Raw genomic sequence first — 13,014 nt, forward strand, 5'->3', positions numbered from 1 at the left:
CAAGGAAGTCCACCACTATGTCAACGACGACCGTCACCACCATCAGCCACTTCATCAACGGCGCCGAAACCGCCGGTGAGGGCACCCGCACCCAGCCCGTCTACAACCCGGCCACCGGCGCCGTCTCCGCGGAGCTGCGGCTGGCCAACCGGGAAGACCTGGACACCACCGTCGCCGCCGCCCGCGCTGCCGCCGATTCCTGGGGCGACATCTCCCTGGCCAAGCGCACCGCGGTGCTGTTCAAGTTCCGCGAACTCGTCGCCTCCCACGTGGACGAGCTCGCCGAACTGATCACCGCCGAACACGGCAAGGTCCTCTCCGACGCCAAGGGCGAGATCGGCCGCGGACTCGAGGTCATCGAGTTCGCCTGCGGCATCCCGCAGCTGCTCAAGGGCGACTACTCGGACCAGGTCTCCACCGGCATCGACGTCTTCTCCTTCCGCGAACCGCTCGGCGTCGTCGCCGGCATCACCCCGTTCAACTTCCCGGTCATGGTCCCGCTGTGGATGGCCCCGATGGCGATCGCCACCGGCAACGCCTTCATCCTCAAGCCCTCCGAGCGCGACCCCTCCGCCTCGATGCTGCTCGCCAAGCTGTGGAAGCAGGCCGGGCTGCCCGACGGCGTCTTCCAGGTCCTGCACGGCGACAAGGAAACGGTCGACGGCCTCCTGACCCACCCGGACGTGGACGGCATCTCCTTCGTCGGTTCCACCCCGATCGCGAAGTACGTCCACGAGACCGCCACCGCCCACGGCAAGCGCGTCCAGGCCCTGGGCGGGGCGAAGAACCACGCGATCATCCTGCCCGACGCCGACCTCGACAACGCTGCCGACCACCTGGCCGCCGCCGCCTTCGGCTCCGCCGGGGAACGTTGCATGGCCATCTCGGTCGCCGTCGCCGTCGGCGAAGCCGCCGACCTGCTGGTCAAGAAGGTCGAGGAGCGCGCCCTGGCCGTCAAGGTCAACAACGGCACCGTGCCCGACGCCGAAATGGGCCCGGTCATCACGCCGGCGTCCAAGGAACGCATCGTGAAGATCGTCACCGAAGCCGAAACCGCCGGCGCCGCGATGGTGGTGGACGGCCGCGACCTCGTGGTCCCCGGCCACGAAGACGGGTTCTGGGTCGGCCCGACCGTCCTGGACCACGTCACGGCCGGGATGACCGCCTACACCGAGGAAATCTTCGGCCCCGTCCTGGTCGTGGTCCGGGTGGAGGACCTCGACGCCGGCATCGCCCTGATCAACTCCAACCCCTACGGCAACGGCACCGCGATCTTCACCTCTTCCGGCGCCGCGGCCCGGAAGTTCCAGCGCTCCGTCACCGTGGGCATGATCGGCATCAACGTGCCGCTGCCCGTGCCGGTGGCGTACCACTCCTTCGGCGGCTGGAAGGCCTCGCTGTTCGGCGACAAGCACATCTACGGCCCCGAAGGCGTCTCCTTCTACACCCGCGGCAAGGTGGTCACCTCGCGCTGGCCCGAACCGACGCACGCCTCCGGCGCCTCCTACAACTTCCCGTCCAACTGACGCCTCGACTAACCACGATCGACTGCTCCGCAACCCCCGTTTTGAGCGTCCAAAACGGCACCTGCGGAGCACTCGATGAGAAGGAATGGAAATGACAGAGAACAAGCTGATCATCGGCACCGCGCCGGACTCCTGGGGCGTCTGGTTCCCGGATGACCCCCAGCAGACCCCGTGGGAACGCTTCCTCGACGAGGTCGCCGAATCCGGCTACAAGTGGATCGAACTTGGCCCCTATGGCTACCTCCCCACCGATCCGGCCCGTCTCGCCGAAGAGCTCAAGCAGCGCGACCTCAAGATCTCAGCCGGCACCGTGTTCACCGCATTCCACCGCGGGGCCCATCAGTACGACGAAGCCTGGGAGCCGGCCCGCAAGGTCGCCGAACTCACGGCAGCCATGGGAGGCGAACACATCGTGGTCATTCCCGCGATGTGGCGCGACGACGTCACCGGCGAGCCCGTCGAGAGCGGCACGCTCACCGAGAAGGCGTGGAGCGACCTGTTCTCCGGCCACAACCGCATGGGCAAGACCCTCTTGGAGGATTTCGGCCTGAAGCAGCAGTTCCACTCGCACGCCGACTCCCACGTCGGCGCGCAGGAGGACATCGAAACCCTGCTCGCGGCCACGGACCCGAAGTACCTCAACCTCTGCCTGGATACCGGCCACGCCGAATACTGCGGGGCCTCCAGCCTCGACCTGATCAAGAACTATCCGGACCGGATCGGCTACCTGCACCTCAAGCAGATCAACCCGGACATCCTCAAAAAGGTCAACGAGGAAAACATGACGTGGGCCGCCGCCAACCTGGCCGGCGTGATGACCGAGCCGCCGAACGGGCTGCCGGACCTGCGCGCCGTCATCGAAGCCGTGGAGGCGCTCAACCGGCCGATCTTTGGCATTGTGGAACAGGACATGTATCCCGTGGCCTTCGACGTCCCGATGCCGATCGCCAAGCGCACCCGGAACTACCTGCTCTCCTGCGGCTCCCGCACCGCCGTCAACTAGAACTGAGGACAAGATCATGACCAAGACCCTCCGCGTAGCTGTCATCGGCGCCGGCCGTATGGGCGCAGACCACATCCAGCGGCTCAACACCCGCATCCACGGCGCCGAAGTTGCCGCCGTCGTCGACGTCGACCTCGCCCGTGCCCAGGCCGCCATCGAAGGCATCCCCGGCGCCGTCGCCCTCGCCGACGCCGAGGAGGCCCTCAACAACGGCGACGTCAACGCCGTCCTGATCGCCACCCCCGGCTTCCTGCACGAGGACATCCTGCTCAAGGCGATCGCCAAGGACATCCCGATCCTCTGCGAGAAGCCGCTCACCCCGGATGCCGAATCCTCCTGGAAGATTGTCGAAGCCGAGCGGGAGCTGGGCCACAAGCGCATCCAGGTCGGCTTCATGCGCCGCTTCGACGCCGAATACGCCGCCCTCGGCAAAATCATCCGCGACTCCGAACTCGGTGAGCTGCTCATGCTGCACCACCAGCACCGGAACCCCACCACCCCGGCGGGCTTCACCAACGAGATGCTGATCAACGACTCCGTGGTCCACGAATTCGACGCCATCCGCTACTTCACCGGCGAGGAAATCACCTCGGTCCAGGTCCGCCTCGGCAAGGCCACACGGAACGCCCCGGCCGGTCAGCACGACCCGCAGCACGTCCTGATCGAGACCGAGTCCGGTGTCCTGGCCGACGTCGAGATCTACGTCAACGCGAAGTTCGGCTACGAGGTGGCCACCCAGGCCTCCTTCGAAGACGGCATCGTCAGCATCGGCGGCGACAAAGGCCCGTACACCCGCAGCAACGGCCGCTGGGGCGGCCACGTCACCCCCGGCTTCGAGGAACGCTTCGGGGCGGCGTACGACGTCGAAATCCAGTCCTGGGTGGACGCCGCCCTGCGCGATGAGATCGGCGGCCCCACCGCCTGGGACGGCTACGCCACGGCCGCCTGCTGCGAGGCCGGCGTCGAGGCGCAGAAGAACGGCGAAAAGGTCGCCGTGAAGCTCAACGCCAAGCCCGCCCTGTACCGCTAAAACCCCGCCGGCCGGCGCCTTCTACTGCAAAGAACGTGCCGGCCGGCCGCACGCCCGCCAGATCCACAATGGAGTGTTCACCGTGAAAATCGCCCTAGATCCCACGCCGTTCCACCACAGCCACGGACTCCTCGAGTTCCCGCGCGTGGTGGCCGACCTCGGCTACAAGTACATGCAGATGACCCCGCACGCCGATTTCATCCCCTTCTTCAACCACCCGAAGGCCGACGACGAGCTCGTGGGCAAGCTGAAGGCGGCCTGCAAGGACGCGGGAATCGAAATCGCGTCGGTGCTGCCCGTGCTGCGCTGGTCCGGCCCGGACGAGGACGCACGCGAGGCGGCCGTCCGCTACTGGAAACGCGCCATCCAGATCACCGTGGACCTGGGCGTTGGCACCATGAACACCGAATTCAGCGGCCGGCCGGAGAAGGCCGAAGAATCCGAGCGGGCCTTCTACCGCTCCATGGAGGAGCTGCTCCCCATCATCGAGCGGGAGGGGATCGACCTGCTGATCGATCCGCACCCGGACGACTTCGTCGAGGAGGGCCTGGCCGCGATCCGCGTGATCCGCGGGCTGAACTCGAAGAATGTTGGCCTGGTCTACGTGGCCTCGCACAGCTTCCACATGAAGAACGCACCGCTGGAGATCATGCGGGCCGCGGGCGACAAGCTGCGCCTGGTCCACGTGGCCGACACGATGGACCACCACGCCTCACACGGCCTGCGCTACATCACCAACCCGCCCGGCAACCCCGTCCGCGTGCACCAGCACCTGAAAATCGGCGACGGCGACGTCAACTGGGACGAGTTCTTCGGCGGCCTGCAGGAGATCGGCTTCCTGGACCGTGAAGATACGGTGATGGTCTCCAGCGTCTTCGCCGAGGACGACAACGCCGCGGACGTCTCCCGGTACCAGCTGGAGACCATGAAACAGCGCGTCGCGAAGGCGAGCCTATGACGGCGCCCGTCGCCGAGGTGACACGGCCCGTCAACCACAAACGGGCCCTCCGGACCGCGACGATCGTCTCCACTTTCGGCGGACTGCTCTTCGGCTACGACACCGGCGTGATCAACGGCGCTTTGCCGTACATGCAGGTGGACCTGGGCCTCACGCCACTGACCGAAGGGCTCGTGACCTCCTCGCTGCTGTTCGGGGCGGCCTTTGGCGCCCTCTTCGGCGGGCGCCTGGCGGACCGCCACGGCCGGCGCAAAATGATCATGGTGCTGGCCGTGGTGTTCCTCGCCGGCACCCTTGCGTGTACCTTCGCGCCGAACACGGAGGTGATGATCCTGGCACGCCTGATCCTCGGCCTGGCCGTGGGCGGGGCTTCGGTGACGGTGCCGGTGTACCTGGCCGAGGTCTCACCGAGTGCCCGGCGCGGACGAATTGTCACCCAAAACGAGCTGATGATCGTCACGGGCCAGCTGCTGGCCTTCATGTTCAACGCCTACCTCGGCAACAGCTTCGGCGAGGCCGGCGGGATCTGGCGCTGGATGCTGGTCATCGCAACCCTGCCGGCGATCGCGCTCTGGGTCGGCATGAACTTCATGCCCGAAAGCCCGCGCTGGCTGGCATCGATGGGCAGCTTCGGCGAAACCCTCAGTGTGCTGCAGCGGATCCGCTCCCAGTCCGAGGCCAGGGCTGAATTTGAAGAAGTCAAGGCCATGGCCGTGGAGGACTACAAGGCCAAGATGGGCTCCTGGAAGGACCTCAGTGTTCCGTGGCTCCGGCACATCTTCGTGGTGGGGATCGGGCTCGCGGTCATCCAGCAGATCACGGGCGTCAACTCGATCATGTACTACGGCACGCAGATCCTCGCCGAGTCCGGATTCGGCCGCGAAGCGGCCCTCACGGCCAACATCGCCAACGGGGTCATCTCCGTTCTCGCCACGTTTCTGGGCATCTGGCTGCTGGGCAAAGTGGGACGGCGGAGGATGCTCATCACTGGCCAGCTCGGCACCACGACGGCGCTGTTCCTGATCGGCGTCTTCTCTCTCATCCTCCCCGAGGGCCCACCCCGGGGCTTCGTCATCCTGGCCCTGACCGTGACATTCCTGGCCTTCCAGCAAGGTGCAATCTCACCGGTCACCTGGCTGATGCTCTCAGAGATCTTCCCGCTGAAGATCCGCGGCCTGGGCATGGGCGCCTCGGCCTTCGTGCTGTGGATCGTGAACTTCCTGGTTGGCTTCGGCTTCCCGCAGCTCCTCGCCGCGATCGGACTGTCCAGCACCTTCTTCGTCTTCGCTGTGCTCGGCGTCGGGGCCATCGCCTTTGCCGCGAAGTACATTCCGGAGACCAAGGACAAGAGCCTGGAGGACCTGGAACACTTCTTCAAACAGGCGGCCGCCAGGGAACCGGTCACCGTCTAGCCGCAGTCAAGAAAGCCCTGCACGCACAAGCCCCGCCCGGGATTCGTCCCCGGCGGGGCTTTCTGCGTACTTTCTGCGTACTCGCGCGAGGCGGTTGCCGCGCTAGGCCGCGGCGTGCAGCCGGGGGAGGGCGTCGACCAGCGGCGCCAGTTCGGGGACCTCCTGGGCCTCGGCCAGCGCCCGCTCCAGCGTGGCGTCGTGGACCGGCCGGCTCTGCTCGAGCAGGGCGATGCCGCTGGGGGTGAGCTCGGTGTAAATTCCGCGGCGGTCATCCGCACACAGGATCCGGGTCAGCAGCCCGCGGTCCTCGAGCCGGTTGACCAGGCGCGTGGTGGCACTCGCGCTCAACGCCGTGGCACGGGCCAGCTGCTGCATCCGCATGTGCCAGCCGTCCTGCCGGCTCAGCGCGTCCAGCACGGTGTACTCCACGACCGAGAGCTGCGCCTCGGCCTGCAAGGACCGCTCCAGCTCGGCCTCGATCAGCCCGTGCAGGGCCGCCAGGGTCCGCCAGCCTTGCGCCCGGACCTCGACGGCGTCGTCCTTGATGCCCATCACGTGTTTCCCTTCAACTCGCGTGCCCGGCGGGGTGGTGACGGGCACATCAAATAATAGTTGCTTGCGCGCTGTATCTGCTTGTGCAAGAATAAATAACGCGTCTGCAACTACTAGCTTACGCGCCATACCCCATCCCGTACAGCTTTGTAAGGAGCACCTCCATGCCTGTTGGCCTGATAGCCCTCGCCCTCGGCGGGTTCGGCATCGGACTCACCGAGTTCGTCATCATGGGCCTGCTGCCGCAAGTGGCCGCAGACTTCCACGTCACCGAGGCGACCGCGGGCTGGCTCATCTCCGGCTACGCGCTCGCCGTCGTGGTCGGGGCGCTTGGCCTCACCGCGGCCGTGACGCGCTTCGAACGCAAGCCCGTGCTGGCCGTGCTGATGGTGCTGTTTATCGCCGGCAACCTCGTCTCGGCGCTCGCGCCGGATTACTCGGTCATGATGATCGGCCGCATCATTGCCGCCCTCGCACATGGCGCGTTCTTCGGCATCGGCGCCGTCGTGGCCGCGAGCATGGTGGCGCCCACTAAGAAGGCGGGTGCGATCGCGATCATGTTCACCGGCCTGACGGCTGCGAATGTGCTCGGTGTCCCGTTCGGCACCATGCTGGGCCAGGCCGCGGGCTGGCGCTCCACGTTCTGGGCGATCACCGTGATCGGTGTCCTCGCCCTGGCCGGCATCCTCGCCCTGGTGCCCAGAACAGGTTCGGGAGATTCAGCCCCTGGTTCTGCCTCTGATTCTGCCGCTGGCAGCCTGCGCGGCGAGCTCCGTGCCTTCCGGTCCGGACAGGTCTGGCTCTCCATCCTCGTCACCATCCTTGGGTACGGCGGCATGTTCGGCGCCTTCACCTACATCGCCTTCACCCTCACCGAGGTCACCGGCTTCTCCGCCACCACGGTCCCGTGGCTGCTGATCCTCTTTGGCGTCGGGCTCTTCATCGGCAACACCGTGGGCGGCAAGGCGGCCGACAAGAATGTGGACCGCACCCTGCTGGTAGTGCTCGCCATTCTGGTGGTGGTGCTCGTGGTTTTCGCCCTGACCGCCGGCAACCAGCCGTTGACCATCGCCTCCATGGTGTTGCTGGGCGGCTTCGGCTTCGCCACGGTTCCTGGGCTGCAGATGCGCGTCATGATATACGCCAGCAGCGCTCCCACCCTGGCCTCCGGCGCCAACATCGGCGCATTCAACGTCGGCAATGCCCTGGGCGCCTGGCTGGGCGGCGTCACCATCACCGCCGGCCTCGGCTACACCTCGCCCATCTGGGCCGGCGCCGGGATCACCTTGTTGGGCCTGGCAGTGATGGCGTTCGCCGCGGCTCACGCAAAGAAGCACGACGCCGACCTGCCGGGAACCGGCGGATCAACCGTGCCCGCCGTTGCAGCGGCGGAAACCAGCACAGACCTTCCGGTCACCGAGGCTGCAGCCGTTGCCCGCTGACCGCTCGAACACAACAGACCGCCCGACCACAACAACAGGAGACACCATGAACTCAAGGCCCCATATCGTCCTCAACAACGGGGTGCGGATGCCGCAGCTGGGCTTCGGCGTCTTCCAGATTCCCGACGCCGAGACCACCGAGGCGGTAGCAGCGGCGCTCGCGGCCGGTTACCGGAGCATCGACACGGCCGCCATCTACGGAAACGAGACCGGAACCGGCCGCGCGCTCGCGGAATCCGGGATCGCGCGGGAGGAGCTGTTCATCACCTCCAAGCTGTGGATCGACGACCTCGGCTACGAACCGGCCCTTGCTGCCTTCGACGCGAGCCTGGACAAGCTGGGTCTCGACTACCTGGATCTTTACCTGATCCACTGGCCGGCGCCGGCATCGGACCGGTACGCCGACTCCTGGTTGGCCCTTGAGAAACTCCTTGCCGACGGCCGGGTCAGGGCCATCGGCGTCTCCAATTTCGAGCCGGGACACCTGCGGCGGCTCATCGACCTGGGCGGAACGGTGCCGGCCGTCAACCAGGTGGAGCTGCACCCGGCCCTTCAGCAGCACGCCGTGACGGTGTTCAACGCCGCGCAGGGCATTGCGACGGAGGCCTGGAGTCCGTTGGCCCAGGGGGCACTGCTGGCGGATCCGGCCATCACGGAGATCGCCGCGCGGCACGGCAGAACCCCGGCGCAGGTCATTCTGCGCTGGCACCTGCAGCAGGGGAGGATCGTCATCCCGAAGTCAGTGACGCCGGCCCGGATCCGGGAAAATTTGGAGGTGTTCGGCTTTGAGCTTTCCGCGGGCGAACTGGCGGCCGTGAATGCCCTTGAGCGGAACGGGCGCACCGGACCGCACCCGGCCACGTTCAATGGCTAGCTGTCAGCGCCTGAGCAGCCGAACGGCCTAGCGGCCGAATGGCAGCCGCGGGTCCAGGTCCTGGCCCTCCCAGGTCTGGCGGATCCAGCCGTGGTGCGGGTCATCGCTGATGAGCCAGTCGCGGACCGGGCCAGGGCCGGCCATGACGTTGAGGTAATACATGTCGTAGCCGGGGGCGGCCATGGCGGGTCCGTGCCAGCCGTAGGGCACCAGAACGACGTCGCCGGTCCGGACCTCGGCCGCAACGTCGATGGGCCGCTCGTCGGAGGCGTAGACGCGCTGGTAGCCGATGGCGTCGTCGGCGCCGGGCCGCTGCGGCGCCCCTGGCGTGACGCGGGTTTCGAAGTAGTAGATCTCCTCGAGGCTGGTCTCGCCGTCTTTTTCCTCGTCGTGCTTGTGCGGGGGATAGGAGGACCAGTTTCCGGCGGGGGTGAGGACCTCGCAGACAATGAAGCGGTCCGCCTCCAGCGCGGCGGGGGTGCCGAAGTTGTGGACCTGGCGGGAGCAGTTGCCCGCCCCGCGCAGTTCCACCGGCGTCTCGGCGGCCGTGATGAGGCGGGTCGGGTAGGAGGCTTTGGCCGGCGCGGTGGCCACGGCCACCCGTCCGCCGTCGGCCGATGTGATGGTTACTGCCTTGCCGGCTCCGGTGTAGAGCACATCGCTGGGGCCGCTGAAGACGCTGTCCCGGCCGGACAGGGGATAGTCTTGCCCGTCGACGGTCGCTACGAAAGAGCCGTTGAGCGGGATCACGATGCGTTCCTCCGCCGCCGCGTCCAGGCTGACGGCGCCGCCGGCAGCGAGCGTGGCAACCTTCAGCCCGGTATGCGCCCAGCCGTCCACCTCCAGTCCGGAATCGGACGTCCCGATGGAAATGTCCCACTTGCCTTCGGCTGCGGTGCCGAGCGGGTAGACCCAGTTGGCCATGGAAGCTGCCCTTTCGTTGTCGCGCCGGAGGCAGGCGCGTGTGTGTGCGGGTTGGAGCCGGTTGCGCCCGTCGCTGGCGCCTAACTCTGGACGCTTACCTCTGGACCAGTGTCATTTCGAAGCTGTAGGAATCCGCCCGGTAGACGTGGTGGCCGGTTTCCACCATGCGTCCGGTGTCGTCCACCGCGGTCCGCTCCATGGTCACCAGGGCGGAGCCGGGGGTGGTCTCGAGCAGCGGCGCCTGGTAGTCGTTGGCGATCATGGCGCCGATCCGCTGTGAGGCAAGCCGGAAGTTCACGCCGCCGTTGCGGAGGATGGCGTAGAGGCCCTGCGAGCCCAGGCTTGCCTCGTCGATAGCGGTGATGTCGTCCCGCACCCAGTTCTCCATCAGGGCCAGCGGCTTGCCGCCCACTTTCCGGAGCCTGGTGAAGTGGTAGACCTTGGCGCCGGTCGGAAGCTGCAGTGCCGTCCGGATCGCGCCGTCCGCCTCCTCATGCGAGAAGCTGAGCACGTCGGTGGTGGGCTTGCTGCCGTTGTTGCTCAGGTCGTCGTAGAGGCTGGAGAGTTCCAGTGGGCGGCGGACCTGGCTGGACACCACCTGGGTGCCGACGCCGCGCTTGCGGACCAGGAGGCCCGAGCGGACCAGCTCGTCCATGGCTTTTCTCATCGTGGGCCGGGACAGGTTCAGCTGGGCGGCCAGGTCGATCTCGTTTTCCAGCCTGCTGCCGGGTTCCAGCAGCCCGGTGTGGATCGCTGCCTCGATGCCCTGGACCACTTGGTGGTACAGCGGCACCGGGGAAGAGCGGTCGATCCGCAGATTCAGTTGATTCGCCACTGGGCATGCTCCCTTGTGCTCCGCGGCGGTCGTCGTGCCGGCCTGCCCGCGTATGTCAGTGTATGTTCGCTTGATAGGACATACTGCCTTTTTCTGATAGTAGCAGGGCTGCCAAGAGGTGCCAAGGGCTGCTGTGACGGGCCTTGTTTGCGGGGGTCGGGCTGTCGGCGCTGGCCCGTCAAGCCCCGTGAATGGGACATTCCGATCACACTTCGTTACGTCCAAACATCCTAATGTCAGGACAAACTATTGACAACTGTGATTGGAGTCACCATGATCGGTTGTAGATGGCTCATGGACCGACGCGATGAAGCGGCCGGCGTGGCCCGGAATCAAAGGAGATTGATCGTGACCAAGTTCTCGTGGCGGAAGGCGACCCTCGTGGCGGCCGTCGTACCCATGCTGGCCCTGAGCGCGTGTTCGAGCACCGGCGGCAAGCCCGCAGACTCAGGCAATGCGGCTGGCGGAGGCCAGGCAGCCAGCACCTCCCGCATCAAGGTCGCCCTTATCACGCACGCCGCAGCCGGTGACACGTTCTGGGATATTGTTCGCAAGGGCGCCGAGGAGGCATCGGCGAAGGACAATGTTGAGCTCCTCTATACGTCTGATCCCGAAGCCGGGCGCCAGGCCCAGCTCATTCAGCAGGCCATTGACCAGAAGGTCGACGGCATCGCGGTCACGCTCGCCAAGCCCGAAGCCCTCAAAGACGTCCTGAAGAAGGCCTCCGACGCCGGCATCCCGATTGTGAGCCTCAACGCCGGTGAATCGGTCTCCTCCCAGCTCGGAGCATTCACCCACTTCGGTTCCAACGAGCAGCTCGCCGGTCAAGCCGTGGGCACCAAGCTGGCCGCGGACGGCTACAAGCACCCGGTCTGCGTGATTCAGGAACAGGGCCACGTGGGACTTGAAGCACGGTGCGCGGGCGTCAAGGCGAAGGTTCCCGGAACGGAGATCCTTTACGTCGACGGCAAGGATATGACCTCCGTTCAGTCCACCGCGACTGCCAAGCTTCAGGCTTCCAAGGACGCCGACGTCATCATCGGCCTCGGCGCCCCCATCACCCTGACTCTCCTCAAGTCGGTCACTGACGCCGGCAGCTCTGCCAAGGTTGCCAGTTTCGACCTCAACGCGGAGCTCGCCCAGAAGATCGTGGATGGTGCAGTTCTGTTCACCGTGGACCAGCAGCCGTGGCTGCAGGGCTACGGAGCCGTTGACGCCATCTGGCAGAACAAGCGCGGCGGCTTCAAGATCGGCGGCGGCCAGCCTGTGCTGACAGGCCCGGCGGTCATCGACAAATCCAATGCGGCCGATGTCCTGACCTTCGCCCAGCAGGGCGTCCGCTAACAGCCCGCTGGCCGGGCCGGCCCAGGCCGGCCCGGCGGCTAGGAGACTTATCATGACCATCACCCAGACCAAGACAAAGTCGCCGGCGCCCGATGAGCGCGTCGCCAAGCGCAGTCCGTTCCAGAAACTGCTCGGACGTCCCGAGGTCGGTGCCCTGGTGGGCGCGATCGTCCTCTTCATCTTCTTCGCGTTGGTGTCCCCGACCTTTACCCAGCCCGGTGCCCTGGCGACCATCCTGTACGGGTCCTCCACGATCGGGATCATGGCGGTGGGGGTGTCCTTGCTGATGATCGGCGGGGAGTTCGACCTCTCCACCGGCGTCGCCGTGATCACCTCGGCGCTGACGGCGTCGCTGTTCAGCTGGTACTTCACCACGAACGTCTGGGTCGGCGTCGGGCTGGCCCTGGTGGTCTCCCTGTCCGTCGGGTTCATCAACGGCTGGATTCTGATCAAGACCAAGCTGCCGTCCTTCATCGTCACCCTGGCGACGTTCCTGATGCTGACCGGCCTGAACCTGGGCCTGACCCGGCTGATCGGCGGCTCGGTGTCTTCGCCCTCGATCTCGACCATGGACGGTTTCGCATCGGCCCGGGCGGTGTTCGCCTCCTCGGTGAGCGTCGGCGGCGTCGACATCAAGATCACCGTGTTCTACTGGTTCGCGCTCGTCGCGGTCGCGACCTGGGTGCTGATGCGGACCCGGGTGGGGAACTGGATCTTCGCCGTGGGCGGGGACGCGAACGCGGCCCGCGCCGTGGGCGTGCCGGTCAAGGCCACCAAGATCGGTTTGTTCATGGCCGTGGGGTTCTGCGCCTGGATCCTGGGCATGCACAACCTCTTCGCCTTCGACACCGTGCAGTCCGGTGAGGGCGTGGGCAACGAGTTCCTTTACATCATCGCCGCGGTGATCGGCGGCTGCCTGCTCACCGGCGGGTACGGCTCGGCGATCGGCGGCGCGATCGGCGCTTTCATCTTCGGCATGGCCAACAAGGGCATCGTCTACGCGCAGTGGAACCCGGACTGGTTCAAGTTCTTCCTGGGCCTGATGCTGCTGCTGGCCACCATCGTCAACCTCATCGTCAAGCGCCGCGCGGAACTGAAGTAGAAGGGCCCCGGA

General features: G+C 66.4%; 12 protein-coding genes. 9 read left to right on the plus strand and 3 right to left on the minus strand.

Features of this window, described 5'->3' with window-relative positions; all coding sequences use genetic code 11:
* Positions 1 to 17: 17 nt before the first annotated feature.
* The 5 genes from AC1DNG_RS12365 to AC1DNG_RS12385 all read left to right on the plus strand — a co-directional run bounded on the left by AC1DNG_RS12365 (position 18) and on the right by AC1DNG_RS12385 (position 5,929).
* Positions 18 to 1,526: a CoA-acylating methylmalonate-semialdehyde dehydrogenase gene (locus AC1DNG_RS12365; RefSeq protein ID WP_476851294.1), complete on the plus strand. Its 1,509-nt coding sequence runs from the start codon at positions 18 to 20 to the stop codon at positions 1,524 to 1,526.
* 91 nt (positions 1,527 to 1,617) lie between these two features.
* Positions 1,618 to 2,529 (plus strand): sugar phosphate isomerase/epimerase family protein, encoded by a 912-nt coding sequence (locus AC1DNG_RS12370; protein WP_476860164.1) that lies wholly within the window; start codon positions 1,618 to 1,620, stop codon positions 2,527 to 2,529.
* A gap of 16 nt (positions 2,530 to 2,545) precedes the next feature.
* Positions 2,546 to 3,559 (plus strand): Gfo/Idh/MocA family protein, encoded by a 1,014-nt coding sequence (locus AC1DNG_RS12375; protein ID WP_476857103.1) that lies wholly within the window; start codon positions 2,546 to 2,548, stop codon positions 3,557 to 3,559.
* Positions 3,560 to 3,641: 82 nt separating this feature from the next.
* Positions 3,642 to 4,517, plus strand: a complete 876-nt coding sequence (locus AC1DNG_RS12380; protein ID WP_476851295.1) for a sugar phosphate isomerase/epimerase family protein — start codon at positions 3,642 to 3,644, stop codon at positions 4,515 to 4,517.
* Positions 4,514 to 5,929, plus strand: a complete 1,416-nt coding sequence (locus AC1DNG_RS12385) for a sugar porter family MFS transporter (protein ID WP_476887452.1) — start codon at positions 4,514 to 4,516, stop codon at positions 5,927 to 5,929. Before AC1DNG_RS12380 ends, AC1DNG_RS12385 begins: the two co-directional genes overlap by 4 nt.
* Before the next feature lie 102 nt (positions 5,930 to 6,031).
* On the opposite strand, the gene AC1DNG_RS12390 is transcribed toward AC1DNG_RS12385, so the two are convergent.
* A complete protein-coding gene (locus AC1DNG_RS12390; RefSeq protein WP_223915289.1) occupies positions 6,032 to 6,481 on the minus strand; it encodes a MarR family winged helix-turn-helix transcriptional regulator in 450 nt (149 codons plus the stop codon).
* Positions 6,482 to 6,645: 164 nt separating this feature from the next.
* Here AC1DNG_RS12390 and AC1DNG_RS12395 point away from each other — a divergent pair, with 164 nt between their 5' ends.
* Entirely contained in the window at positions 6,646 to 7,923 is a 1,278-nt protein-coding gene (locus AC1DNG_RS12395; protein WP_476887453.1) for an MFS transporter, read from the plus strand.
* A 46-nt stretch (positions 7,924 to 7,969) separates the two neighbouring features.
* Positions 7,970 to 8,797, plus strand: coding sequence for an aldo/keto reductase (locus tag AC1DNG_RS12400; RefSeq protein WP_476887454.1), 828 nt, complete (start codon positions 7,970 to 7,972; stop codon positions 8,795 to 8,797).
* A 27-nt stretch (positions 8,798 to 8,824) separates the two neighbouring features.
* Here the strand turns inward: AC1DNG_RS12400 and iolB are convergent, their stop codons facing one another.
* Both iolB and AC1DNG_RS12410 read right to left on the minus strand, forming a co-directional pair.
* On the minus strand, positions 8,825 to 9,721 hold the full coding sequence (iolB, locus tag AC1DNG_RS12405) for a 5-deoxy-glucuronate isomerase (RefSeq protein WP_476873506.1): 897 nt from the start codon (positions 9,719 to 9,721) through the stop codon (positions 8,825 to 8,827).
* Between the two features lie 94 nt (positions 9,722 to 9,815).
* Positions 9,816 to 10,556: a GntR family transcriptional regulator gene (locus AC1DNG_RS12410; RefSeq protein WP_476887455.1), complete on the minus strand. Its 741-nt coding sequence runs from the start codon at positions 10,554 to 10,556 to the stop codon at positions 9,816 to 9,818.
* 348 nt (positions 10,557 to 10,904) lie between these two features.
* On the opposite strand from AC1DNG_RS12410, the gene AC1DNG_RS12415 reads away from it, so the two are divergent.
* Both AC1DNG_RS12415 and AC1DNG_RS12420 read left to right on the plus strand, forming a co-directional pair.
* Positions 10,905 to 11,900, plus strand: a complete 996-nt coding sequence (locus AC1DNG_RS12415) for a substrate-binding domain-containing protein (protein WP_028275612.1) — start codon at positions 10,905 to 10,907, stop codon at positions 11,898 to 11,900.
* Between the two features lie 52 nt (positions 11,901 to 11,952).
* Entirely contained in the window at positions 11,953 to 13,002 is a 1,050-nt protein-coding gene (locus AC1DNG_RS12420) for an ABC transporter permease (protein ID WP_028275613.1), read from the plus strand.
* The last annotated feature ends 12 nt before the right edge of the window (positions 13,003 to 13,014 follow it).

It is taken from the genome of Arthrobacter sp. 01T425, from assembly GCF_056398725.1.